This window comes from Streptomyces sp. NPDC093544, from assembly GCF_040683495.1.
Classification (GTDB): Bacteria; Actinomycetota; Actinomycetes; order Streptomycetales; family Streptomycetaceae; genus Streptomyces.
Map to the genome: position 1 here is coordinate 62,092 of NZ_JBFBEA010000020.1, position 24,994 is coordinate 87,085.

General features: G+C 68.2%; 22 protein-coding genes and 1 pseudogene. 17 read left to right on the forward strand and 6 right to left on the reverse strand.

Annotation, left to right across the window (positions count from 1 at the left end; translation table 11 throughout):
• Window positions 1-214: 214 nt before the first annotated feature.
• The 3 genes from AB0N66_RS28580 to AB0N66_RS28590 are packed head-to-tail and all read left to right on the forward strand — an operon-like array spanning window position 215 to window position 4,508.
• The gene (locus AB0N66_RS28580) at window positions 215-2,467 is read left to right on the forward strand and encodes an MMPL family transporter (protein ID WP_365440308.1); all 2,253 of its coding nucleotides are present in this window, start codon (window positions 215-217) and stop codon (window positions 2,465-2,467) included.
• An 8-nt stretch (window positions 2,468-2,475) separates the two neighbouring features.
• Window positions 2,476-3,819 (forward strand): sensor histidine kinase, encoded by a 1,344-nt coding sequence (locus AB0N66_RS28585; protein WP_365440310.1) that lies wholly within the window; start codon window positions 2,476-2,478, stop codon window positions 3,817-3,819.
• Window positions 3,816-4,508 carry a response regulator transcription factor gene (locus tag AB0N66_RS28590; RefSeq protein ID WP_365440312.1) on the forward strand — a complete coding sequence of 231 codons (693 nt, stop codon included), beginning with the start codon at window positions 3,816-3,818 and terminating at the stop codon, window positions 4,506-4,508. The genes AB0N66_RS28585 and AB0N66_RS28590 overlap by 4 nt, the downstream gene beginning before the upstream one ends.
• Window positions 4,509-4,769: 261 nt before the next feature.
• On the opposite strand, the gene AB0N66_RS28595 is transcribed toward AB0N66_RS28590, so the two are convergent.
• The 3 genes from AB0N66_RS28595 to AB0N66_RS28605 all read right to left on the reverse strand — a co-directional run bounded on the left by AB0N66_RS28595 (window position 4,770) and on the right by AB0N66_RS28605 (window position 8,264).
• Window positions 4,770-5,993: an FAD-dependent monooxygenase gene (locus AB0N66_RS28595; RefSeq protein WP_365440314.1), complete on the reverse strand. Its 1,224-nt coding sequence runs from the start codon at window positions 5,991-5,993 to the stop codon at window positions 4,770-4,772.
• Window positions 5,990-7,393: an MFS transporter gene (locus AB0N66_RS28600; protein WP_365440316.1), complete on the reverse strand. Its 1,404-nt coding sequence runs from the start codon at window positions 7,391-7,393 to the stop codon at window positions 5,990-5,992. Before AB0N66_RS28600 ends, AB0N66_RS28595 begins: the two co-directional genes overlap by 4 nt.
• Window positions 7,394-7,685: 292 nt before the next feature.
• Complete coding sequence (locus AB0N66_RS28605) at window positions 7,686-8,264, reverse strand: helix-turn-helix domain-containing protein (protein ID WP_365440318.1); 579 nt, start codon at window positions 8,262-8,264, stop codon at window positions 7,686-7,688.
• An 84-nt stretch (window positions 8,265-8,348) separates the two neighbouring features.
• Here AB0N66_RS28605 and AB0N66_RS28610 point away from each other — a divergent pair, with 84 nt between their 5' ends.
• From AB0N66_RS28610 to AB0N66_RS28625, 4 genes and pseudogenes are all read left to right on the forward strand, one after another.
• A complete protein-coding gene (locus AB0N66_RS28610) occupies window positions 8,349-9,230 on the forward strand; it encodes an SDR family oxidoreductase (RefSeq protein ID WP_365440320.1) in 882 nt (293 codons plus the stop codon).
• Window positions 9,231-9,260: 30 nt separating this feature from the next.
• A complete protein-coding gene (locus tag AB0N66_RS28615) occupies window positions 9,261-9,413 on the forward strand; it encodes a hypothetical protein (RefSeq protein WP_365440322.1) in 153 nt (50 codons plus the stop codon).
• Window positions 9,410-9,475, forward strand: a pseudogene (locus AB0N66_RS28620) (hypothetical protein); the annotation flags it as partial. The gene AB0N66_RS28615 and the pseudogene AB0N66_RS28620, both read left to right, overlap by 4 nt.
• A 229-nt stretch (window positions 9,476-9,704) precedes the next feature.
• Window positions 9,705-10,919, forward strand: coding sequence for a monooxygenase (locus AB0N66_RS28625; protein WP_365440324.1), 1,215 nt, complete (start codon window positions 9,705-9,707; stop codon window positions 10,917-10,919).
• A 171-nt stretch (window positions 10,920-11,090) separates the two neighbouring features.
• On the opposite strand, the gene AB0N66_RS28630 is transcribed toward AB0N66_RS28625, so the two are convergent.
• A complete protein-coding gene (locus tag AB0N66_RS28630; RefSeq protein ID WP_365440326.1) occupies window positions 11,091-11,549 on the reverse strand; it encodes an SRPBCC family protein in 459 nt (152 codons plus the stop codon).
• Window positions 11,550-12,108: 559 nt separating this feature from the next.
• Here AB0N66_RS28630 and AB0N66_RS28635 point away from each other — a divergent pair.
• The gene (locus tag AB0N66_RS28635; RefSeq protein WP_365440328.1) at window positions 12,109-13,470 is read left to right on the forward strand and encodes a beta-1,3-glucanase family protein; all 1,362 of its coding nucleotides are present in this window, start codon (window positions 12,109-12,111) and stop codon (window positions 13,468-13,470) included.
• Between the two features lie 154 nt (window positions 13,471-13,624).
• Window positions 13,625-14,248, forward strand: a complete 624-nt coding sequence (locus AB0N66_RS28640) for an ATP-dependent endonuclease (RefSeq protein ID WP_365440330.1) — start codon at window positions 13,625-13,627, stop codon at window positions 14,246-14,248.
• Window positions 14,249-14,481: 233 nt separating this feature from the next.
• On the opposite strand, the gene AB0N66_RS28645 is transcribed toward AB0N66_RS28640, so the two are convergent.
• The gene (locus tag AB0N66_RS28645) at window positions 14,482-14,985 is read right to left on the reverse strand and encodes an ADP-ribosylglycohydrolase family protein (protein ID WP_365440332.1); all 504 of its coding nucleotides are present in this window, start codon (window positions 14,983-14,985) and stop codon (window positions 14,482-14,484) included.
• Between the two features lie 179 nt (window positions 14,986-15,164).
• Between AB0N66_RS28645 and AB0N66_RS28650 the strand changes: the two genes are divergently transcribed.
• From AB0N66_RS28650 to AB0N66_RS28680, 7 genes are all read left to right on the forward strand, one after another.
• Complete coding sequence (locus tag AB0N66_RS28650; RefSeq protein WP_365440334.1) at window positions 15,165-16,163, forward strand: LacI family DNA-binding transcriptional regulator; 999 nt, start codon at window positions 15,165-15,167, stop codon at window positions 16,161-16,163.
• Between the two features lie 53 nt (window positions 16,164-16,216).
• Complete coding sequence (locus AB0N66_RS28655) at window positions 16,217-17,530, forward strand: ADP-ribosylglycohydrolase family protein (RefSeq protein WP_365440336.1); 1,314 nt, start codon at window positions 16,217-16,219, stop codon at window positions 17,528-17,530.
• 56 nt (window positions 17,531-17,586) lie between these two features.
• On the forward strand, window positions 17,587-18,960 hold the full coding sequence (locus AB0N66_RS28660; RefSeq protein ID WP_365440338.1) for an extracellular solute-binding protein: 1,374 nt from the start codon (window positions 17,587-17,589) through the stop codon (window positions 18,958-18,960).
• Between the two features lie 3 nt (window positions 18,961-18,963).
• On the forward strand, window positions 18,964-19,887 hold the full coding sequence (locus tag AB0N66_RS28665; protein ID WP_365440340.1) for a sugar ABC transporter permease: 924 nt from the start codon (window positions 18,964-18,966) through the stop codon (window positions 19,885-19,887).
• Entirely contained in the window at window positions 19,884-20,741 is an 858-nt protein-coding gene (locus AB0N66_RS28670) for a carbohydrate ABC transporter permease (protein WP_365440342.1), read from the forward strand. Before AB0N66_RS28665 ends, AB0N66_RS28670 begins: the two co-directional genes overlap by 4 nt.
• 56 nt (window positions 20,742-20,797) lie before the next feature.
• Window positions 20,798-22,318, forward strand: a complete 1,521-nt coding sequence (locus AB0N66_RS28675) for an alpha-amylase family glycosyl hydrolase (protein WP_365440344.1) — start codon at window positions 20,798-20,800, stop codon at window positions 22,316-22,318.
• A 191-nt stretch (window positions 22,319-22,509) separates the two neighbouring features.
• Window positions 22,510-23,274, forward strand: coding sequence for a DUF2071 domain-containing protein (locus tag AB0N66_RS28680; protein WP_365440346.1), 765 nt, complete (start codon window positions 22,510-22,512; stop codon window positions 23,272-23,274).
• Window positions 23,275-23,299: 25 nt separating this feature from the next.
• On the opposite strand, the gene AB0N66_RS28685 is transcribed toward AB0N66_RS28680, so the two are convergent.
• Window positions 23,300-23,998, reverse strand: coding sequence for an SDR family NAD(P)-dependent oxidoreductase (locus tag AB0N66_RS28685; protein WP_365440348.1), 699 nt, complete (start codon window positions 23,996-23,998; stop codon window positions 23,300-23,302).
• Window positions 23,999-24,088: 90 nt separating this feature from the next.
• Between AB0N66_RS28685 and AB0N66_RS28690 the strand changes: the two genes are divergently transcribed.
• Window positions 24,089-24,994, forward strand: a complete 906-nt coding sequence (locus tag AB0N66_RS28690) for a helix-turn-helix transcriptional regulator (protein ID WP_365440350.1) — start codon at window positions 24,089-24,091, stop codon at window positions 24,992-24,994.

The following is a 24,994-nucleotide window of genomic DNA, read 5'->3' on the forward strand; positions in this document are numbered from 1 at the left end:
GTGGGCGTGCGCGCGAAAAGCACCACGGAGCGGAAGGGACCAGGCCAAGTCGGCCTGGTGCGTGGGCACCAGGACACGTGAGCGGCTGGTGCCGGTGCACCAGAGGAAGACAGCGACGGGAGACGATGCCCGGCGCGGCGCCGGAGGGAAGTGTGGGAGGCGCGTGAATCGCGCGCATTCCCCCTTGCCTAACGGCGTCTGGAGTGATCGACAGATGGCGACATTTCTTTACCGGATCGGACGGTGGGCCTTCCTGCGGCGCCGGCTCGTGCTTCGTCTGTGGCTGGGTGTCCTGCTGGTGGCCGTCGCGGCCGCCGCTGTGGCGCCGGCCGGGGAGGAAGAGGACCTCTCCATGCCGGGCACCGAGTCGCAGAAGGCGTTCGACCTGCTGGACGCGCGCTTCCCCCAGAGCAACTCCCAGGGTGCCGAGGCCCGTTTGGTGTTCCAGGCCCCGGATGGGCAGCGGGTGACGGCCAGGGAGAACAAGGCGGCCGTCGAGGACACGCTCGGCTCGCTGGTCGGGGGAGATCAGGTCGCGTCGACCACCGACCCTTACGAGACAGGGGCTGTCAGCGAGGACGGCACCATCGCCTACTCCACGATCACCTACACCGCGGACGCCGTCGACCTGACCGAGCCGACGAAGAGCGCCCTCGGGGACGCCGTTCGCCAGGGCCGGAACGCGGGGCTGACCGTGGAGATCGGCGGCTCGGCCCTGGATTCGGAAGAGGAACCGGGCGGTACGACGGAGATCATCGGCGTGGCGGTGGCGGCGGTCGTGCTGGTGCTCGCCCTCGGGTCGCTGGTCGCGGCCGGATTGTCGCTGTTGACCGCCTTCTTGGGCGTGGCCATAGCCTTCGGCCTGGTCTCCGCGCTGGCCGTTCCCCTGGGTCTGACGTCCACTGTCGCCATCCTGGCGCTGATGCTGGGTCTTGCGGTCGGTATCGACTACGCACTCTTCATCACCTCCCGTTTCCGCGACGAGCTCGCCCAGGGCAGCGAGCCGGAGGAGGCCGCAGGCCGGGCGGTCGGCACGGCCGGATCCGCCGTCGTCTTCGCCGGCGCGACGGTCATCATCGCCCTGGCCGGGCTGGGGGTCGTCGGAATCCCCGAACTCACCAAGATGGGCATGGGCGGCGCGGGCGCGGTAGCCCTTGCCGTACTCGTCGCACTGACCCTGGTCCCCGCGCTGTTCGGCTACTTCGGCCGGCGGGTGCTGTCCCGCCGTGTCCGCAAGGCAACCCAACCGGGAAGCGAGCACCCGCACTTGGTGCCCAACGCGGCCGGCCGATCTGGGCTCGGTACCCGCTGGGCGAGGTTCGTGCTGCGCCGGCCGGTGGCCGTGCTGATGATCGCCGGACTCGGTCTCGGCGCCGTCGCCCTACCGGCGCTGAGCCTCGAACTCGGGTTGCCAGGAGACGAGTCCAAGCCGGTGGAGACCACCCAGCGCCGTGCCTACGACCTGCTGTCAGAAGGCTTCGGCCCCGGCTTCAACGGCCCGTTGACCGTGGTCGTGGACACGGCAGCGTCCTCGGGGTCTGCGGATACCCAGGCCACCACGGACCTCGTCGTCAAGACCGTACGGGGAGTGGACGGGGTCGCGTCGGTCGGTGATCCGGTTCTCAGCCAGACCTTGGACACGGCCGTCCTCACCGCCGTCCCGCAGACCGCGCCGAACAGTGGCGAGACCAAGGACCTGGTGCACGCGATCCGGGATGCGGTCTCCGGCGTCGAGGCCGACACGGGTGCCGGCATCCTGGTGACCGGCACCACCGCGCTGAACATCGACATCTCCGAAGCCATGTCCGACGCCCTCATCCCCTATCTGACCGTGGTCATCGGCCTGGCGGTGCTCCTGCTGCTGGTGGTCTTCCGCTCGGTCCTGGTCCCGGTCAAGGCCGCGCTCGGCTTCCTGCTGTCGGTGGGAGCCGCCTTCGGCGTCCTCGTCGCCGTCTTCCAGTGGGGCTGGGCGGCAGACCTGCTCGGCATCGAGCAGACCGGACCGGTCATGTCGCTGATGCCGATCCTCATCATCGGAATAGTGTTCGGCCTCGCCATGGACTACGAGGTCTTCCTCCTCACCCGGATGCGGGAGGCCTACGTCCATGGCGCGTCCCCCGGCGAGGCAATCGTCAACGGTTTCCGGCACAGCGGACGCGTGGTGGCCGCGGCGGCGATCATCATGATCAGCGTGTTCGCCGGATTCATCGGGCTGAACAGCCCGACCATCCAGACGATGGGCGTCGGCCTGGCCTCCGCCGTCGCCTTCGACGCCTTCGTCGTCCGCATGGCGATCGCACCCGCGGTCCTGGCACTGCTCGGCCACCGGGCCTGGTGGCTGCCCCGTATCCTGAACCGCGTGCTGCCGAATGTGGATATCGAGGGTGAGGCACTGAGCAGGCAAGTCCCGGCCTCCGCGACCGAGTTGGACGCAGCGGTGCCGCGGCTCCCCGTCGGCCGGGACTGAGCCGGGCCATGACGAACACGGGTGGCGGTGGCCCGCGACCACGCGGCACGTGGTGGCGGGAGGGGGCGATCACGGCGACGGCGTTCGCGCTCTGTCTCCTCGGCGGCGTGGTGCAGGACGACGGCAGCACGCTGTCACCGCCGCCTGCCGCCGCCTACTTCATCGCCGTGGTGTCCTGTGCCGTGCTGCCGGTGCGGCACCGGGCGCCCCTGGCCGCCATGGCGGCCACGACCGCGTGCGGCGTGCTGGTGCCGCCCTTGGGCCTCCTGCTGAGCCCGCTCATCGTGGCCCCCGCCGTGATCACCGCCTACTCGCTCGCCGTGCGTACCGAACGGCACGCGGCGAGCGCGGTGGCGCTCACTTCCGCAGCGTTGCTGGTCGCCTTCACCCCCTTGCTCGGGGCTCTCTCGTGGAAGGACGCGAGCCGGATGGGACTGGTGGCGGCGTTCCCGCTGGTGGCCGGTGTACTCGGTCACTCGGTGCAGAACCGACGGGCCTACCTGGCAGCCGTGGAGGAGCGGGCTCGGCGGGCCGAGAAGAGCCGGGACAGCGAGGCGCGCCGGAGAGTGGCCGAGGAACGGGTGCGCATCGCCCGGGAACTGCACGACCTCGTGGCCCATCAGATCACCCTGGCCAACGCGCAGGCCATGGTCGCCGCCCACCTCTTCGACACCCGCCCGGAGCAGACCCGCAAGAGCCTGAAGGAACTCGTCGAGACCACCAGCGACGCCCTCGACGAACTGCGGGCCACGGTCGGTCTGTTGCGTCAGTCCGGGGACGCGGCCGCGCCCGCCGAACCGGCGCCCGGGCTGTCCCGGCTCCCCACGCTCCTCGAGTCCTTCCGCCGCGCGGGTCTGGAGGTGTCGGTGCACCAGGAGGGCACGGTCAGGCCGTTGCCGCCGGGAGTGGACCTCACCGCTTACCGCATAGTCCAGGAGGCCCTGACCAACGTGACCAAGCACGCCGCTACCGGTAGCGCCCGGGTGCGCCTCGCCTGGAACCGCGATCGCGTGACCATCACCGTCGCCGACGGCGGAGGGGGTGCCCGTACGGCGCCGAACGCGTCCACGGGAACGAGTGCGTCCACGGGAACGAGTGCGTCCACTGCGCCGGACCGTCCGCCCGGTTACGGTCTGATCGGGATGCGCGAACGTGCCACCGCGGTCGGGGGACACCTCTCCGCGGGCAGGCGCCCGGAGGGCGGCTTCCTCGTCTCCGCCCAACTGCCCCTCCCGCCCGCCAAGGACACGACGCGGAGAACTGACGGAGCAACAACCATCGAGGGGCGGATGGCCCACGGAGCGACAGGCGACGGACGTACTGCCGACGGAGAGGCCGGGGATGCGCCGTGACGCTCCGGGTACTGCTTGCCGATGATCAGGCCCTGCTGCGCGGTGCCTTCCGGATGCTTCTCGACTCCGCCGACGACATCACCGTGGTCGGCGAGGCCGCCGACGGCAGGGAGGCGGTGAGACTCACCCGGGAGCTGCGCCCGGACGTGGTGGTCATGGACATTCGTATGCCCGAGGTGGACGGACTCACCGCCACGTCGGAAATCTGCGCGGACCCGGAACTGCGTGCCAGCCGCATCCTGATCCTCACCACGTACGAGACCGACGAGTACGTCGCTCAGGCGCTGCGCGCGGGAGCCGGCGGCTTCATCGGCAAGGGCATCGGGGCCGAGGATCTGCTGGACGCCGTGCGTACGATCGCCGACGGCGACACTCTTCTGTCTCCCGCCGCGACCCGCTCCCTGGTCGCCCGTTTCCTGGCCACACCGGACGACGCCCCGCCGCACCACCCCGAACAGCTCGCCGTGCTCACCCCGCGCGAACGCGAGATGGTGGCTCTGGTCGCGACCGGCCTGTCCAACCAGGAGATCGCCGAGCGAATGTTCCTCAGCCCCTTCACCGTCCGCGCCCACGTGCAGCGCGCCATGACGAAGCTACAGGCCCGCGACCGCGCGCAACTCGTCGTCATCGCCTACCGGACGGGCCTGGCCCACACCGCCCCCGACGGCAACACCGACGACCTGTCGTAGTCCGATACCGGGCCCCTCTGCGGCTCCACGCGGCTGGTCGCGCACACCTCGCTGCTGCCCGGCCCGGAGACGTTGGCGAACTCGGTGATCGCCTCGGCGTGGTGGACGATCTGATTGACGCGGCCGACGGGACCCAGCAGCGGAGCGCTGACAGCGTTCCCGTACCGGCCCTGAAACACTCCGGGCCGCTCGCTCACCTCCATGCCGTGGCGCTGCAGCGCCCTCACATGGGCTGTGCCCCTCGGGCGGCTGACTATCAGGTCACAGCATCGGGGCGAATTCGGGCAGCGTAAGGGCTGAGTGGGCCGGTCGTGTTGTTGCGGAGGGCATGGTGACGAGGTCACGCAGCATGGTGTTGCGTTGCTCCAGGGCCCGCGCCGTGGTGGGGAAGAGCGTGGCCGCACCGTTGTCGACCAGTGCCTGATTCACGGCTACGAACTCGCGAACTTCACGTTCGTAGGCGGCGAAGGCCGCAGTGTGGTCCCGGTTCGTGGACAGGGCGTTGGCGAGCATATAAGCACCGACCAGCGCAAGGCTTGAGCCTTGTCCGGTGAGGAACGAGGGTGCGTAGGCGGCGTCGCCGATGAGCGCGACTCGGCCGCTGGACCAGTGGGGCATACGGATCTGACCGGCCGTGTCGAAGAACAGGTCATCCGCGTCGCGCATGGCGTTGACCATGCCGGGGACTTCCCATCCCGCGCCTGCGAAGATCGTGGCGACCAGGTCCCGCTGGGCGTCGGGATTCCGAAGGGCGTCGGATGGCGGTTCTGGTTGGTGAAAGTTCAGGAAGGCGTGCAGCTCGTCGTTGTCCCCGACGGCGTAGAGGGCCGCGGCCTTTCCCGGGGTGTTCCACAACACGACCTCGCGGGAGAGCCCGAAGGTGTTCGGCATGGTGAATATGGCGAAGCAGTAGCCGAGGTAGCGGTGGAACTGTTCTTCTGGGCCGAACAGGGACTCCCGGGTATGTGAGTGCATACCGTCGGCGCCGACCACCAGGTCGAACGTGCGCCGTTGCCCACTGTGGAAAGTAACGTCGACCCCTTGTTCAGACTGGTCGAGGGTGTCGATGGAGTCGTTGAACAGGAATTCCACGTCGTCGCGGACCAACGAATAGAGGCTCGCGGCCAGATCCCCACGACGCACCTCGAGATCCTGTCCCTCGACACCGCCGGCAACGGCGCTCGGGTTGAGCGAGGCCACTTCGCTGCCATCGGCGTTGAGGAACGTGCAGCGACGCGAGTCGATGTGCGCGTCGTGCAGTTTCGGCAGTATCCCCATCCGCCGGACCACCTCTATCGCCGTACCGCGGACGTCAATTGGGTAACCACCGTCGCGCAGCGCGCCTGCCTTCTCCACCACGGTGACCGCGAATCCGGACCGGTGCAGCCAGTAGGCCAGCGCGGGTCCGGAGATGCTGGCCCCGGAGATCAGAACTTTGCGCTTCGCAGTGGTACTCACGTCCATGGACAGACCGGTAGGCGTCATGCCTGAGCTTCTTTCTTCGTGATACGGACAACGAGCAGTGACAATGCGGCTACGAGGCCGGCGATGGCGAAACCTGTGGCGAAGGCCGATTCGGTCGGACGGCCCGTCATCGGGTCGGCCCCGGCGGCGAGGACCGCGCCGCTGACCTGGGCGCCCAGGGCGACGCCGATCACGCGAGTCACCACGAGCAGGCTGGTGGCGATGCCGGTGTCCCTGGTCTCGACGGAGGTGGCGGTGCCGGCAAGCAACGCCGTGGTACCGACGCCCGCGGCGAACGCGGTAAGCACCTTGGCGAGGGCGAGTTGCCATGCCTCGGTGTGCAGGGAAGCCAGGGCGATCATCGTGGCCGCCGTGACGACGGTGCCCACGACGACCACGGCACGCGGACCGAAACGCCGCGCCGCGACCCCGCCGACCGAATCGCTCACCGCCCCGGCGATGGCGCCGGGCAGCAGGAACAGTCCGATCTCGGTGGTGCCGGCTCCGAAGCCGTACCCGTCGGCCGATACCCCGAACAGTTGCGGGAGCAGAAAGACCACCATCCCGAAACTGGTGGTGATGACGAAGGTGAGCACGCACGCATGCCACATTGCAGGCCTTGCCAGCATGCGTAGATCGACCATCGGCGAGGCTGCCCGGCGCTCGACGGCGACCCATCCGGACGCGAGGGCGGCCACGACCACGGCGATGGCACCGACCGCGAGTGGCGGCAGGCCGCCGTCCCTCGTCACCGTCACGAGCCCGAGCATGAACGCGAGCAATGTGCCGCTCAGCAGAACCACACCAGGCCAGTCGATCCTGTTGTCCGACTGGATCGGCGGATCATGCGGCATCAGCCGAGTCACGACCAACGTCGTCGCGATGATCGCGGTCGTCGGCAGCGCGAACATCCAATGCCAGGACAGCCCTTCCGCGAGCGGCCCCGCAAACAACATTCCCACCATGCCGCCGCCCGTGAACAGCGCGACGACCAGGCCGATCGCCACCTGTGACTCTCCTGCCGGGAGGTGTTTGCGCACCAGGATGAAGGAGAGCGGCAGCGCACCCACCATGACGCCCTGCAATACCTGACCGAGCAACAACACCGGCAGGTTCGGCGCCAGGCCGGCCAACAGACCACCGGCCGAGACCACGGCCATCAGCCAGACCAGCACCCGCTTTCCGCCGTAGCGGTCGCCGAGTTTGCCTGCGACGGGTGTCACGACCGCGCCGGTGATGAGTAACGAATTGCCGATCAACGCCCCTTCGGCAGGACTGACCTCCAACTCACGTTGCAGCAGGGGGAGCGCAGGCTCCACCACTGACTGCAGGGCCCCGAGGGCGAGTGCCAAGATGCCGAGGGCACCGATCGACAGTCTCCCGATGCGGACCGGGGAAACCACAGCTTCGGATGTCGCCATCTGTTGATCACTCCAGACGCCGTTAGGCAAGGGGGGATGCGTGAGATTCACGCGTCTCCCACACTTCCCTGCGGCGTCGCGCGGGGCATCGTCTCCCGTCGCTGTCTTCCTGTGGTGCTCCCGGACCAGCCGCTCAGGTCTCCTGGTGCCTACGCACCAGGCCGACTGGGCGGGCGCGCAAAGTGGCCACAGGGTTGGCGATGCCTGGCTCAAACGCCGGGTCAGCCTTGGATTCCTTGACGTGGCCGAGCCCGGATTGGCAAATACCCGATGAGCGGGTGAGTTTGTCCGGTCAGCCCAGTGACGCGCCCGCCGCGCGCAGGTCGTTCAGGGCCGCCAGGGCGTACTCGGCGAGCTCGTCCTGGGTGTCGGGGTCGGCCTCGGACCATTTGGCGTACCCCCGCTTGAAGGCGAGGAGGCCCATTTCGCCCGCGAGAGCCGCGGTCGGATCCGGTGCGCCGCGGGCGACCAGAGCGGTTGTCATGGCGGCCGCGAGGCTGACGCTCTTGAGGGCGTCACGCTCTTGAAGTTCGGTGCTTGCGGCGACGGCCGCCTTCAGGCGAGGGGCGAGCTCGCGATTCATGGAGCCCATCGCGCTGGAGGCGCGCTCGAGACCGGCGGCGACCGCTTCGAGCGGGCTGGCGTCATCGGGCGCCTCGGCGATCCCCTCGGCCAGCAGTCGGCTCAGCGTCTCCTGTCCGGCCACCAGCAGCTCGCGCTTATCGGGGAAGTGCCGGAAGAAGGTGCTTTTGGTGACTCCGGCGCGCTCGGCGATCTGCGCGACCGTCGTGGCGTCGTACCCCTGCTCGGTGAACAGGTCGACGGCAGCCACGACGAGACGTTCGCGTGCTCCTGGTTCCCACCGACCCATGGGTCCATCCTACGTGATGGGACTCTTGTCCCATCACCCTGCTAGTGTGATGGGACAAGGGTCCCATCACGTAGGGAGAGTTCCATGCGCGTCTTTGTCACTGGTGGCACCGGTCTGATCGGTTCCGCCGTCGTCGCCGAACTGCTCGGCAACGGCCACACCGTCCTCGCGCTCGCCCGCTCCGACGCGTCCGCGCAGGTCGCCGAGGCGGCCGGTGCCGAGCCGCTCCGGGGAGGTCTCACCGATCTGGACGTCCTTCGCGCCGGCGCTGCTCAGGCCGACGGGGTGATCCACCTGGCATTCGCCAACGACTTCAGCAGCCCGGACGCCCTCGCAAAGGCGGTCGCCGAGGAAAGCGCCGCCCTTGCGACCCTCGGTGAGGAACTCGTCGGCAGCGACCGCCCCCTCGTCGCCGTCTCTGGTACGCCCTATGCGCCGGGCCGCGCCTCCACCGAGGCCGACCCGGCGGCGACCGAGGGGCCGGTCGGTGGTCGTGGCCTCGCGGTCACGGCGGTCCTGGGCCTGGCCTCGCGCGGGGTCCGGAGTACGGCCGTACGCCTGCCGCGCACGGTTCACAACGAGGGCACGGGTGGGTTCGCCGGTTTGCTGACCGGCATCGCACGCCGGACCGGAGTGTCCGGCTACCCGGGCGACGGCGCACAGCGCTGGCCGGCCGTGCACGCGCTCGACGCGGCAGTCCTCTTCCGGATCGCCCTGGAGCAGGCTCCGGCCGGTACCTCCTGGCATGCCGTGGCCGACGAGGGAGACAAGGTGAGTGACATCGCGGCGGTCATCGGCCGACGGCTGGGCCTGCCGGTCGAGCCGGTGCCATCGGAGACCTACGGTCCTCTCGGCCCGGTCTTCGCGGCCGACCAGCCCTCGTCCAGCACCCACACCCGGCAGACGCTCGGCTGGGAACCGAAGCACCCCAGCCTTCTGGATGACCTGGAGAACATCCAGCCCTGACCAGCGGTCGGGAACCAGCAGGATTCGCGGGTGATCTTCGTGGTCTCGCCCGCCGGGCTCGAGCGCTGCTACCAGGCGCGGGCGGACATGCCGCCCGGCCCCAAGGACATCTCGCTGATGAAGAAGATCATGGCTGACTTCGGCATCGAATCGCAGTTGCCGCCCGAGGTCGCCCGGCCATGAGGATCGCGATCATCGGCGCCGGCGTCGCAGGTCTCGCCACCGGGAAGGTGCTGACCCAGGCCGGCCACGAGGTGCGGGTGTTCGACAAGGCCCCGGACGTCGGCGGTGTGGAGCCGGACTCGGCGCTACCCGGGCGTGACGACGCAGAGCCCGAAGGCGCAGTATTCGCTCTCGGACTTCCCCATGCCCAAGAGCTATCCGGAATGGCCCAGCGGCGCCCAGGTGCAGGCCCATCTCGCCGCGTAGGCCGCAGAGTTCGGCCGCGAATCCGCCCTGTGCCTGAACACCGAGGTGACGGCCGGACTCCCGGTCGGCGACGGCGGCTGGACGCTGGAGACCCGCGACACCGTGGGAGCGGAGTCCGTCGCGGAGTTCGACCGACTCGTCGTCGCGAACGGAGTGTTCTGCGAACCCCTGGTCCCGGCCTACCCGGGCCTGGAGGAGTTCAGCGCGGCGGGCGGGCGGCTGGGCGCTGCCACCGAGTTCGATGACGTAGAAGAGGCCCGCGGCAAGCACGTCCTCGTCGTCGGGTGCGTCAAATCGGCCTGCGACATCGCGGCGGCGCTCAGCGGCGTCGCCGCCGGCACCGATGTGATCGCCCGTCAGCTGCTGTGGAAGGTACCGCGCAAGATCGGCGGTTTCGTCAACTTCAAGCTGCTGCTGCTCACCAGGCTGGGCGAAGGACTCTTCCGCTGTCTGCGACCGCGCGGTTTCGAGAGGTTCCTGCACGGCCCGGGCAACGGCCTGCGCCGCCGGATGATCAACTCAATCGGCTCGGTCTCGGTACGACAGTTCGGCCTCGCGAAGCTCGACCTGGTTCCGGCCGGCCACATGGAGGACATCGTCCGCGGAGCCATCGGGCTGGCGAGCGAGGGCTTCTTCGAGGGCGTCGCGGACGGGAGCATCACCGTCCACCGCGACCGGCTGATCACGCGGCTGCCGGCCGGGCCCGACGGCCCCGCGACCGAGTTGAGCAACGGCAGGACGCACCGCGCCGACCTCGTGCTCAGCGCCACCGGGTTCACCCAGGGTGTGCCGTTCCTGCCCGAGGAGACCCGGCGCCAACTGCTCGACGAGCGCGGGAACTTCATGCTCCACCGGCAGATCCTGCCCCTCGGCGTTCCCGGGCTCTACTTCAACGGGTACAACTCCTCGTTCTTCAGCCCGCTCAACGCCGAGATGGCGGCCCTGTGGATCGCCGCCGACCTCGCGGAGGCGGTGCCGCTGCCCGGCCCCGGGGCCATGCGCAGGACTGTCTTCGAGCAGCTGGCGTTCATGGACGAGGCCACGGACACGCATCACTGCCGCGGCACCAAGATCATTCCGTTCTCGATTCACAACGTCGACGCGGTGCTCGGCGACCTCGATCTGAACATCGGCGCCACGATCCGAGCCTCGCGCTGGCTGGGCGCGGTCGATCCCGCGGCCTATCGGCGGATGACCCCGTTGCTGCTGCGGCGGCTGACACCGAGGGGCCGCGACCTGATCCCGGATCCACCGGCCTGATGCCTGTGGACAGCTTGTCCGGAAACGAAGAGGTGCCCAGCGACCTGCGATGACGGGGTTTCTCCAGGACCACGTCAAGCACCATCGGCAAGGCACTGCCGCGATGTAAGCCTCTGATGCCTCGGTGGCGGTCTCAACCCCCTGTGATCGGCGGGAACGCCTGAGGCGGCCTCATCGCGGGGTGATCGCCGCCTCGGCTGCCGCCTTGATCCGGGTGCCGAAGCCGTCGGCGTCCTTGCGTGCGGCGGCGAGCGCCAGGCCGACGAGGACCTTGCCCAGACCGTGGCCTTCCAGAACGTTGAAGATACGGACCCGGGTTCTGCCGTCGGCCAGCGGCTCCAAGTCGTAGCCGCCCTCGCGTGCCGTCAGGCGGTTCTTCGACACCTCGGCCCAGCGGATCTTCACCGGGGCTTCGAGGGCGGTGATACGGAACTCCCTGGCGCTCTTCATCCCGGCGTCCTTGACCGTGCTCCGGAAGACGGTGTCCACGGTGGTCGGGGCGTCGGGGATCCGCTCGATCTTCAGTACTCGTGGGCTGAACTGCGGATCGTTGCGTCCGTCGGCGAGGTAGGCGAACACTTCCTCGGCGGGCCGGTCGACCTCGATCGTCGCTTCGAACTGTCCTGACATGGGCACTCCTGATGCGTCGAGTCGCAACGCCGCGTGCCCCCTTCGCCCCCTTCGGTAGACGGCCGCTGGATCGCCAGGCTGCGGGGGAGCCGCCTCGCGCGCGCGTAAAGGAACGCGGAGGCCGCGCCGTACCGCCCGTCCTGTCGTAGCGGCATCGCGACCCTACGGGACCCCCGGGCTTCTCGCGCGGCGAGCGGCACGACCCGGGGGGCGATCCCCGACTCGGTCCCGAAGCGGAACCCGACTCGGTCCCACAGCGGAGTCCGCCGCGTCGCGGCGGGGCCTCTGACGTTCTGGGCATGGGCCTCGGTGGCTGTGCGCCGGCGCAGAGCTCGACGGCCGGAAGCCGCGCCGTCGACTCGCTGCCGAGGAGGTAGGTGCGATTGTCACAGTCCGCGCCGATCCCCGCGCGGACGTCATTTTCATTGACACCGAGGCATTGGCGAAGGTACATACCAATCACCCTTGCGAGAGCGCTCTCAAGAGCTAACGGCGCTCACTCAGGCTTGCCAGGCAGCACGTCAGGATCCGCAGGACCCCGCCCTGTTGAGGAGACACCATGCCGAGCAACTCCCCGTGGCTGGCGCATCGGCAGCCAGCACGGCACAAGCCAAGAACCTCGTTTGTCATCGCATTGCTGGTCGCCCTGCTGGCGGCCCTTCTGGTCTCCGTGGCCCAGCCGTCCGCCCACGCGGTCGACACCCTGCTCTCGCAGGGGAAGCCGGCCACCGCCTCGTCCACGGAGGCGGCGGGAACCCCCGCCTCGGCCGCCGTGGACGGTTCCACCACCACAAGGTGGTCGAGCGCGTTCAGTAACCCGCAGTGGCTGCAGGTGGATCTCGGTGCCACAGCCCAGATAAGTCAGGTGGTGCTCAACTGGGAGGCCGCCTACGGGACCGCCTTCCAGATCCAGACCTCCGCCAACGGCACCACGTGGACCTCGATCTACTCCACCACCACCGGCACGGGCGGGGTGCAGACGCTCAATGTCACCGGCTCCGGCCGGTACGTCCGCCTCTACGGCACCGCCCGGGCCACGCCGTACGGCTTCTCGCTCTGGGAGTTCCAGGTCTACGGAACCGGCGGCACGACGCCCCCGCCGGACGCCTTCTGGGGTGACACGAGCGCCATCCCGAACCCCCAGAACGCGGTCACGGTGGCGATCCTCAACCGGACCAACGGCGCCTACCCGGACAGTCAGGTGTACTGGAGCTACAACGGTCAGACGCACTCCATCGCGGAGCAGCGCTACTTCGACATGCCCGCCAACTCGGCCGGCCGGATGTACTTCTACGTCGGCTCACCGACCAGCCAGTACTACGACTTCATCGAATTCACCATCGGCGGCGGCGTGTTCAACGGCAACACCACCCGCGTGGACGCCTACGGCCTGCCTCTCGCGATGCGACTGCACTCCTACGACGGCTACGACGTCCAGGTCGGGGAGACCCAGGCCTTCTTCGCCAAGTCCCGCACCCAGGTCTTCCAGGACTTCATCAACGCCGTGCCGCAGCAGTTCAAGGTGCTGGCGCAGAGCCAGGCCCCGTACCGCATCATCGCCCCGGGCAGTGACGCGAGCTTCAAGCCGGGCGGGGTGAACGCGAACTACTTCACCTCCTACGCCCAGTCGGTCGGCGTCAACGAGACGACGCAGTACATCTTCGGCTGCGCCGGCAGCATGGCCAGCAACCCCAACATGTGCGCGGCGCTCAACCGGCACGTGGCCACACTGCCGTCCTCGGGTCAGTCGGACCCGAACCAGTACTACCTGTCGGCCCCGGCCAACTACTACGCCAAGTTCTGGCACGACAACGCCATCAACAAGCTCGCCTACGGTTTCCCCTACGACGACGTCGCGAGCCAGTCGTCCTTCATCTCCCACGCCAACCCGCAGTGGCTGTCGGTGGCCGTCGGCTTCTGACCGAGACAGTCCGTCCCCGCCCGTACGTTGCTCGCCGCAGCGCACGGGCGGGGACGGGCGCCCGTACGCCATGGGACATGGGACATGGGACATGGAGACCTTCCCGGAGAAATCTCTGAGGCGGTGCGCCGGGCGGCGAGAGACACTCATGCTCATGGATGACACAAGACGCTTCAGCCGGGCGGCAGTTGAGTGGGCGGCCGGAAACGCCCACGCCGCCCCGGCGGCGCAGGAACTGGGCGCCGGCCTGCGCATGGTCGTACTCGTCGAAGGTGTCAGTGATCAGGCCGCGCTTGAGGCGCTGGCTGGGCGTCGCGGCCGGGATCTCGACGCGGAGGGCATCGCGATCGTGCCGCTGGGGGGCGCGACAAGCATCGGAAGATTCCTGAAGCTCTTCGGCCCACAAGGCCTCGGACTGCGGCTGGCGGGCCTCTGCGATGCCGGCGAGGAGCCCTACTTCCGGCGCAGCCTGGAGCAGGCGGGACTTACCTCCAACGCTTTCTACGTCTGCGAAGCGGACCTCGAGGACGAGCTGATCCGCGCTCTCGGCGCCGACTCGGTCCAGCAGGTCGTCGAGGAACAGGGCGAGCTGCGCTCGTTCCGCACCTTCCAGAAGCAGCCGGCCCAGCGCGAGCGCGCCGTGGAGCAACAGCTCCGGCGCTTCCTCGGCACTCACAGCGGCAGGAAGGCACAGTACGCACGCGCGCTCGTGGAGCACCTCGATCCGGCCCGCGTGCCGCGCCCCCTGGAGCTCCTGCTCGCGGATGCCGTCGCCTGATACTTCCGAGGATGCCCCGGCCTTCAGGCCGGAGGGCACCGTCGCTGCCAACTCCGCTTGATACCCACCCGCTCCTCCTGGGCGATGACGACCACCTTCTCCACTGCCCCGGCCAGGTGAAACCCCTGCCCCGCCGAGCCTGAGTGGCTCCGTGCGCGCCCAGCCCATGGATTTTACGGGCGAGAGCCGGCTGGCCCAGTTCACCCACCCCCACGACGCGAAGTTCTACTGGTCTAGGGGCAGCGTTCCGGAGCTGCGCTGTTCCGGTCCCCCGGTACGTTCCTCGCGGGACTTCGTTCGGCCGTTCCGGGGGTGGCGCTCACCCATTGAGCACCAGGGTGGACGTAGGTGCCGACGCGGGTGGGGGCGTACCTGTCGCTGGCCATGGCACTCGTCAACGGCCCAGCCGCTGGCGGGCTTGGCGTTGGCGAAGAGCGCTGCCGCTGGGCCGGAGCAGCGGCAGGCCCGCCGGCCCGGCACACATCCGGTCGAAGACCTGCTGGTAGCCCAGCCGCGGCGAGCGCGGCCTCCATCACCTCTTGCCAGGACTGCGAGGCCGGCGCGGCGGCGACGAAGTCGGACACCCATCCGTGCCGCTCGACGATCTGCGCTCGGGTGAGGCCCTCGGTGGGTGCGCCGAGCGCGTCACCCACCGCATGTCCGATGAGTGCGCCGTAGACGCGTTCGAACGATGAAGTCACTGGCATCTTCCTCGCGCTTCGTGCCTCCGAGGTCATGCAAGACGTTTTGCGCGCCAACTCAAGCTCACGCTCCAAAGGTCGTCAAGAGTCTTGACGTAGCTCGCAGGGAAGCCTGGAAACTACCGCTTAATGCTTGGTTTACCTCTTGACAATGCCAGGTTGGCGGGATGAATGTGACGTCCACGCCACGCCAAACGTTTTGCATGGAGGTCGAGTTGTCTCAGGTCGGCATGACAGAGGTCGCCTCACAGGCCGGGGTGTCGGTCACCACGGTTTCGCACGTGCTCTCCGGACGTCGGCCGGTCGCCGAACGCACTCGCAACCGGGTCCTCGCGGTGATCGAGGAACTCGGATACCAGCCCAACACCCTTGCTCAGGGCCTGCGGACTCGCCGGACCATGACCGTTGGGCTGCTGGTCCCTGATCTGACAAACCCCTTCTATCCGATGGTGATGCGCGGCATGGACGACGCTCTGGTGTCGGCCGGGTACCGCACGCTGGTCGGCAACACGGACGGACACCGCGAGCAGGAACTGGCTTTCCTGCGGGACATGGCGACACGGAATGTCGACGGTGTGGTCATCGCGCCGTTCCAGCTCACCCGCAAGGACCTTCTCGAGCACACCAAGGCCATGCCTCTGGTCCGGCTCGGTGGAGGCCCTTTCGACGCCGATCTCGGCGATCTGGTCCGCAGCGACGACGAGGGCGGCATGGCCCAGGCAGTCCGCTACCTCCTCGAACAGGGGCGCAGCCGGGTCGCGTACGTCGGCGGCACCGCCCACGCCGGCCCCAGCGACCTGCGCGAGAGGGGATTTCGCCGCGCGCTGGGCGAGGCCGACCGGCAGGTGGACGAGGACCTTGTCGTCCGGGGCGACTTCACCCGAGACGCCGGCCGGGAAGCGGCAGAGGTCCTGCTGGACCGGGAGGAGCGGCCGGACGCCATTGCCTGCGCCAACGACCTCATCGCCATCGGGGTACTCGACGCCGCCCGCAAGCGCGGCCTGCGGGTGCCGGACGAGCTCGCTGTCACCGGCTACGACGACATCGACGCTGCGTCCCTGACCATCCCGGAGCTCACCACGGTGGTCAACCCGGCACGCGAGGTGGGGCGCGCCTGCGGCGAGGCCCTCCTGCGGCAGCTGACCGCCGAGGACGCCGAGCCCGCCAGAGAGCTCGTCATCGCCAACACCCTCGTCCGCCGGGAATCGGCGTGAGCGCCGAACCCCCGAAGCCCACATCGCCCATGGACCAAGAGGAGCAGAGAACGGTGCACCACACTCACCAGGCCCACGATCCGCGCGAGCTGCTGCGTTGGGAACTCGCACAGCGCAAGGAGAGCGGATACGCGCTCGGCGACCTCGCCTCGGCCGGGCAGCACGCGGCCGACGGCGCAGACGCCGCCGAGGCCCGTCGGATCCTCGACGCTCTCAACGCGGCAGGCCGCGACGAGACATGGGCCTACGAAGAGCCCGAGGACCTCGGCGCCATTCTCGCGACACTGCCCGACCCCGGTCCGGTGACCGCCATCGGCGACGCCGAGCTCCGTGACCGGGTTATGGGGGCGTGGCTCGGCCGCTGCGCCGGATGCAATCTTGGCAAGCCGGTCGAGAACGGCGACCACTGGACCGCCCAACATCTGCGCAGTTACCTGGAGCTGGCGGACGCCTACCCGCTGCGCGACTACATCCCCGTCCTGGACCCCATGCCTGAGGGCTTCGAGCTGCGTGAGTTCTGGCCGTACACCACACGCGGCCGGATCGCGGAGAGCGCACGCGACGACGACATCGACTACACGATCCTGGGCCTGCACATCCTGGAGGAGTACGGGTTCTCCTTCACCACCGCCGACGTCGCCGCGGAGTGGCTCGACCGGCTCCCGTACACCCAGACCTTCACCGCCGAACGCGTCGCCTACCGCAACCTCGCCATCGGGTACATGCCCGACCGCGCGGGCACGATCGACAACCCCTACCGCGAATGGATAGGCGCCCAGATACGCGCCGACATCTTCGGCTACGTCAACCCGGGCAACCCCCGCGCCGCCGCCGAACTCGCCTACCGCGACGCCACCCTGTCGCACACGGCCAACGGCGTGTACGGCGAGATGTGGTCGGCGGCGCTGGTGGCCGCCGCGTTCACCGGCACCGCACGCCAGGCCGTCGAAACATCCCTCACCTGCGTCCCGCCCGGCAGCCGCCTGGCCGAAGCCGTTCAGTTCGTCCTCGACCGGCACACAGCCGGGGACACCTGGAACGAGGCGTGCACAGCCATCTGGGAGCGCCATGGCCACTACTCCTGGGTCCACACGATCAACAACGCGGCCCTTGTCACCGCCGGACTGCTGTGGGGCGACGGCGACTTCACCGCCACCATCGGACTCACTGTGCAGGGCGGCTGGGACACCGACTCCAACGGCGCCACCGCCGGCAGCGTCGCGGGAATCATCTGCGGCGCCAAGCGGCTGCCGCCCCACTGGGTCGAGCCCTTCCACGACACCGCGCGCAGCGCCATCCGCGGCTTCGACCGTTCCCGCATCTCCGACCTAGCCGAGCGCACCGTCCGGCTGGTGACCAGCAGATGACCGTCCACCGGCCCTTCACCCATCACCGCGGACACCAGAATTCGGAGGCCGCCGCCATGTCTGCACCACTCTCACGCCGCCGGTTCCTGCAGCTCACCGGCATCGCCGCCGCGGGGGCGACGGCGCTGACCGCCTGCGGATCAGGCAGCGGGGCCTCCGCCAACCAGATCACCTTCTGGGATTCGTTCGCGAGCAAGGACATCGAGAAGTACTTCCAGCAGCACTTCGTCGACGGCTACAACAAGTCCGCGGCCGGCCAGAAGGCCCTAAAGGTCCACATGACCGTCAAGCAGGTCGACACCCTCGACCGGCTCACCCAGACCGCCGTCGCCTCCGGCAGCGGCCCCGACCTCATCGCCACGACCGGCCCCGCCCAGACGCTGAACTACGTCGGCAACGGCAACCTCCTGCCCCTGGACGCCTACGCGGAGAAGCTCGGCTGGCAGGACGCCTTCCTCCCGTGGGCCCTGGAGGCCGGCCGCGTCGGCGGCAAGCTGTACTCGGTGCCGGCCCAACTCGAGACCATGAGCGTCTTCTACAACCCGGCCACGCTCAAGGAGCACGGGTGGAAGCCGCCGACCACCCGGGCCGAGTTCGAGGACCTGTGCAAGGACGCCAAGGACAAGGGCATCGTGCCGGTCGGCGCGGGAAACGCGGAGTGGAAGGCGGCAACCGAGTGGCATGTGACCTGGGTCTGGAACACGTTCGCCGGGCCCCAGGCCCTCTACGAGGCGCTCACCGGCAAGCGCAGGTGGACCGACCCGGTCTTCGTCGACGCGATCGACCTGCTCAAGACCTGGTTCGACAAAGGCTGGTTCGGCGGCAGCACCGACCGCTACTTCACCAACAAGTTCACGACCCTCTATGAGCAGCTGGCCAGCGGCAAGGCGGCCCTGGACTTCTCCGGATCCTGGACCTTCAGCGAGATCGGCCCGTACTTCGGCAAGTCGGCCGGCAATGACGCGACCTGGGACTGGGCACCACTTCCCTCCCTGAGCAGCAGCGTGCCCGCAGGAGTGCAGCCGCTGTCGATCGGTACCGCGTACTCCATCAACAAGGACTGCAAGCACCCCGCCCAGGCTGCCGAGGCTCTCGACTACTTCGCCGCCGATCCCGGCCGCCAACTCGGCTACCTCTCTTCGACCGGCATGGCACCCGCCCCCGTCACCATGACGGCCAACGACTTCCCCAAGAGCATCGACCCGCGGATAAAGCGCCAGTACCTTCAGCTCAGTGAGGCCAAGGACATCGGCTACACGACCTGGACCTTCTGGCCGCCCAAGTCGGACACCTACGTCTTCGAACAGATGGAAAAGGTCCTCACCGGCAGCCTCACCCCCAAGGACTACTGCGCCGGCCTGGACAGGCTGTTCCAGCAGGAGCTGAAGGCCGGCAAGCGGCCGCCCCTGCCCGCGCCGAAGGGCGCGTAAGCCATGGCCGTCCTGCAAATCGACCGCCCCAAGGCACCCCCGGCACCACCGCCTCGCAGCGCCCGGCGCGCCAAACTGCGCCGCACCGCCATCGGCTACGCGTTCATGGCGCCGCTGCTCGCGGTGAACGTCCTCGTGATCGCCGTACCCGCCACCTCGTCGATCTGGTACTCCTTCACCGACTGGACCGGCCTCGGCCCGGCACACTTCGTCGGTCTGGACAACTACCAACGCCTGTTCGGCGACGCCGAGTTCCACAACGCGCTGTGGCACAACACCCTGTGGACGGCGTTCTTCCTCACAGTGCCCATGGCCATGGGCCTGTTCGGAGCGTTCCTGCTCACCCGCATCAAGCGGTTCCACATGTTCTTCCGCATCGCCTACTTCATCCCCTACGTCGTCGCCACCGTCGTCTCCGGATCACTCTGGGAGAGCCTGCTCAGCCCTGACTCGGGCATCCCGCACGCCCTGCCCTTCCTCAACGACGTGAACTTCCTCGGCGACCCGCATCTGGCCCTCGGCGCGGTCGCGTTCGTCAACACCTGGCAGTGGTGGGGCTTCCTCGTGGTGATCTTCCTGGCCGCGATGCAGGCGGTGAACCCGTCGCAGTACGAGGCGGCCCGCCTGGACGGCGCGAACCTGTGGCAGGAGTTCTGGCACATCACCCTGCCCGCCATCCGGCCGACGCTGATGTTCCTGGGCCTGATGACCGTCATCTGGTCATTCCTGATCTTCGACTACATCTACATCCTCACGCAGGGCGGCCCCGCCGGCTCCACCGACGTCCTGGGTACCCTGCTCTACCGCAGCGCCTTCGCCAACCAAGAAGCCGGCTACGCCGCATCGATCGGCGTCGTCATGGCTCTGATCAGCGTGATCGCCGTGTCCGGCTTCCTCTACCTGCGCCGCCGGGGGTGGGACATTTGAGCACCACGACATCCCCGCGCACATCCGCCAAAAGCATCACACCCGGCCGGTACGCGGTCTACGGCGTCCTGCTGCTCCTGGCCCTCTTCTCCATCGGCCCGCTGCTGCTGTTCGCCCTCAACGCGCTCAAGACCCGCTCCGGGCTCGCCGCCAGCCCGCTTGGCCTGCCCACGCACCCCCAGTGGCACAACTTCATCGACGCCTGGCAGCAGGCCAACATGGGCATCGGCCTGCGCAACAGCGCCATCGTGGTGATCGCCACCGCGCTCGGCGTGTGCGTCATCGCCAGCTGCGCCGCCTACGCCCTGAGCCGCCTGCGCATACCCGGCAGCAACGCCTTCATCTACTACCTGCTCCTCACCACAGCTCTGCCGCTCCAGCTCTTCCTGGTCCCGCTGTTCTACCTGTGGACCAACCTCGGGCTGTACGACAGCCTGTTCGGCCTGATCATCATCTACTGGGCCGTTTTCAGCCCCTTCGCCACCCTGCTCATCCGCTCCTTCATGGTCGGCCTGCCCAAGGAGTACGAAGAAGCAGCCCGGCTCGACGGAGCGGGCGAATGGCGGGTGTTCGCCCGCGTGGTCCTGCCGATGGCCTGGCCCGGCCTCCTGACGGCCGCACTCGTCGCGGGACTTCAGGCCTACAACGAGTTCCTGCTCGCGGTGACCTTCATCCAGAGCAGCGACAAGATGCCCGTCTCCACCTCGTTCTACAACTTCAAGTCCGGCTACACCCAGGACTACACGCTCGTCAGCGCCGGCGGACTGATCATGGTCGTCCCGGTTCTGATCGCCTTCCTGCTCCTGCAGCGCCGCTTCATCGACGGCTACACCTCGTCGGGCATGACGGGCTGACCACCGACCGCGCCTGAATACACAGTCACGACTCTCCCAGGGACAAGGAGAACGGCATGGCACATTCCAGAATCAGAGCCGCACTCGCCGGATCGCTCGGCCTCGCACTGGTCATACCCCTTACCCTCGCCTCGAGCGAAAGCTCGGCGGAAGCCACCAGCACGAAGGCGCCGACGGCGAAGCCCGCAACCGCCAAGCGCAGCACCGACTTCCAGAACCTGAATGGGTTCATGTGGTACTACAACACGTACTTCGGCTACAAGTACACGGATATCGAGAAGGACCTGGACAACCTCAAGAGCCGCGGAATCCGGGTACTCGGCTTCTTCAGTCCGTACAACGGCGACAAGAACACCTGTGACGGCTGCTCCCCGCTCGACTTCTACTCGGTCTCGCCGCAGAACGGCACCATCCAGGACTGGAAGAAACTGGTCGCCGCGGCCCACCGCAAGGGCATGAAGGTGGTCTCCTACTTCGTCAACATCTACATGGATGAGAAGTCGGAGTACTTCAAGAAGGCTGAGAGGCAGTACGCGGCCGGCGACCGTACCTCGCGCGAAGTCAGCTCCTTCCACTGGACCACGAACCCGAAGGACCCGCTGCCCAGAGTTCAGATGGGCCCGGCCAGCCAGAGCAAGTGGGCGTACAGCAAGACGGCCGGCGCCTACTACTGGAAGCTGTGGTTCGGCCCCGGATTCGACTTCGACCTGCCCACCAACACCGCCGAGGTGAAGCGGATCGAGAAGTTCTGGCTGGACACCGGCATCGACGGATTCATGTGGGACGTCGGCACGCTGGACCCAAGCTGGAAGGACGTCGCGGTCGACCTGCCCAAGTCCTACACCAGTAACGACAAGTGGCTGACCTTCGAGAAGGGCACCCCGTCCCAGGAGGACGATTTCCACAAGTACGGGATCAACTCCTGGTTCAACTACAAGGACAGCGACACAGTCAACGACTACTCCCGGATCATCGACGGCACCGTCGATGCCGACGGACTCGAAGCCGCACTCCACTACACCGACACCGCCCGCAAGATGGGCGCCACCACGTATGCCTGGAGCATCTGGGGAGACGACCCGGAGAAGAACCTCGACCCCCACACCTACCCCACGTATCCCAAGGACGACGTGATGCGGGTCCAGGAAGCCGCACTGCTGGCAGGTGCCGGAATCACCTACGGTTCAGGCATGTATGACCAGTACATCCGCTGGTCGCCCACGTTGAAGTCCCGTTGGGAAAGGGTGCTGCAGACCGTCAACACCAACAAGGCCCTGCTGCCGGCAGCCAGCCGCACGCGAGTCACCGTCGGGGACGACCCGAGGGACGCACCGGACCCGAAGACCTACGCCATGCGGCGAACCAGCGAGGACGGCAAACAGACGGCCCTGCTCGTCTACAACTTCAGCGACACCGCGAAGGAGGTGACCGTGGACTTCAAGGACACGGGCATCGACACTACGCAGACGCCGAAGGACCTCTACAACGGGGGCAACGCTCCCGCCATCACGGACAGGAAGTACACGATCAGCTTGCCGGCCTACGGATTCAAAATCCTCGACGTGACATCTCGCTAACCGGCTGTCCCGGCGACGAGATGGGCGCCTGTCTCGTCTCTGCTGAAGCGGTCACAGGACAACGGCACGTTCGGGGCCGGTACGAGTCGGGCTGACCCTGGAGCCTCCGTCACCACGAGAATGGCGCGGAGTTCGCCGTAGTGAAGCCGAACTTGCGCCAGCGCCTGGGGCCCGTCTGGGATGCTGGCGCGGTGTCGACCACGCCGCGGGTGCCCGAGCCCGTCACCCCGGACGCACCGGTGGTCCTGAAGCGGCCGTTGCTCACCCAGCAGTGGCTGGATCTCGCCTTCATCCACTGGGCGGTCGACCCGGGCGACGTCGCCGGGCTGTTGCCGGGGGGAACCGTACCCGACACGCTCGGCGGGGTGAGCTATGTGGGCCTGGTCGCCTTCCGGATGCACCGGGTGGGCTGGTTGCGGTCGCCGGGAGTGCCGTACTTGGGGACGTTCCCGGAGACGAACGTGCGCCTGTACTCGGTGGACGCACATGGACGGCGCGGTGTGGTGTTCCGGTCGATGGACGCTTCGCGACTCGTGCCAGTGCTGATGGGACGGGCCGGCTTCCGGCTGCCGTACGTGTGGTCCCGCATGGCCGTCCGTACCGCCGACGACATCGTCACCTACACCAGCTCACGACGCTGGCCCGGGCCGCGCGGCGCGTACAGCCGTATCGTCCTGCGCAAAGGTGAACGAGTTTTGGAACCAACCCAGTTGGAGCACTTCCTGACAGCACGTTGGGGTATGCACAACGTCTTCCTCGGCGACACCGGATACCTTCCGAACCAGCATCCGCGCTGGCCGCTGCATCGCGCAAAGCTGATCAGGTGCGAGGAGAACCTCGTCGCGGCCGCCGGAGTGCAGGCGCCGCTGGGCGAGCCGGTCAGCGTGCTGTACTCGCCGGGTGTGCCGGTCCGGCTCGGGCGGCCGGTCCGGCCGGGCGGTATCCCGACCCCTTGAGCCTCGGCAGAGCGGTCGTCCCCATTCAGGACAGGTCGATCGGGCCGGTCCGGTCGATGAAGCGTCCCGAGCCGGCGCCGGGCTCTTCGGTGGCGAGGCTGACGATCGCGTCGGTGCCTTCGGTGACGGACTGAGGGCCGCTGTGACCGTTGAGATCGGTCGCTGTGTAGCCGGGGTCGGCGGCGTTGACGCGAATGTCCTTCAGACCCTTGGCGTACTGAGTGGTCAGCATGGTGAGGGCCGCCTTTGAGGCGGTGTAGAGAGGCGAGACGACGGAGGACTCGATCCGGGACGGGTCGTGGGTGATGGCAAGGGACCCCATCCCGCTGCTGACGTTGATGACGACCGGGTCCGGCGACCGGCGCAGCAGCGGGAGGAAGGCTGTGGTCGTCCGGACCACACCGAAGACGTTGACATCGAAGACGCTCAGAGCGTCCGCGCCGGTCAGATCGCTGGGATCGCCGTGGGGGCCGTGAACTCCGGCGTTGTTGATCAGAACGTCGATCACGCCTTCGTGCGCGGCGACGTCGGTCGCCGCGGCGGCGACAGAGGCGTCGTCGGTGACATCGATACGGACGAAGCGTGCGCCCAGGGTGGTGGCGGCCGCGGCGCCCCGTTCCGGATCGCGGGCTCCCATGATCACGGTGTGGCCGAGGGCGATGAGACGGCGGGCGGCCTCGTAGCCGAGTCCCTTGTTGGCTCCGGTGATGAATGTGGTGGTCATGCGTCGATCGTGCGCGCGGCACCGGTGCTTGGCCAGGGACGCTCCGACCGTAGGAACGGCAGTACCAGGACCGAGAAGGAGTGGGGCAGGATGGAGGACATGGCGACGAAAGAGGACGCTGGACTGGGCGCGACGATCCGCGCCTGGCGAGAGCGGCTGTCCCCGTCGACCGTGGGCTTGCCGTCCGGCCGGGCACGCCGCGCGATGGGCCTGCGCCGTGAGGAACTCGCCGAACGTGCCGGTCTGTCGGTCGATTACCTGGTGCGCCTGGAGCAGGGCCGGTCCACGGCGCCGTCGGCCCAGGTCGTCGCCTCCCTCGCGCACGCCCTGCGACTGACCACCACCGAGCGCGATCACCTCTACCGCATGGCTGGGCTGGTAGCGGCGAACGACGATCCGATCCCCGATCGCATCCCGCCGGGAGTTCACCGCGTACTGAACCGGCTCGGAGACGTCGCCGTCGCCGTGTTCGCCGCGGACTGGCAGATGATCTGGTGGAACCCTGGGTGGGCGGCGCTTCTCGGCGACCCGTCGACCTCGCCACCGGAACTGCGCAACTTCGCTCGCGAGAGATTCCCGGTCGATTCCGACGACGTACGCATCGCCTCGTGGCCTGTGTTCGTACAGAACAGCGAGGACTCAGACCTCGCCATCGTGTCCGACCTGCGCCGCGCCACCGGCCGCTTTCCCCACGACGCACGCCTGGCAGAGCTGGTCCGGGTGCTCACCGCGGGCAATCCGACCTTCGCCCGGCTGTGGGCGAGCGGAACGGTGGCCGCACACCGCGAGGACCGCAAGACGATCGACCATCCCAAGGTCGGGCTCGTCGAAGTGGACTGCGATGTACTGACCGACGGTGATTCCGACCTCAAAATCGTGATCCTGACGGCATTGCCCGGCAGCGCGGACGAGGCGAAGTTGAGGCTCGCCATGGCTGCCGATACCGACCCCCATACAGACACCGACACCGACAGCACACCCGCGCCGACCTTCTGA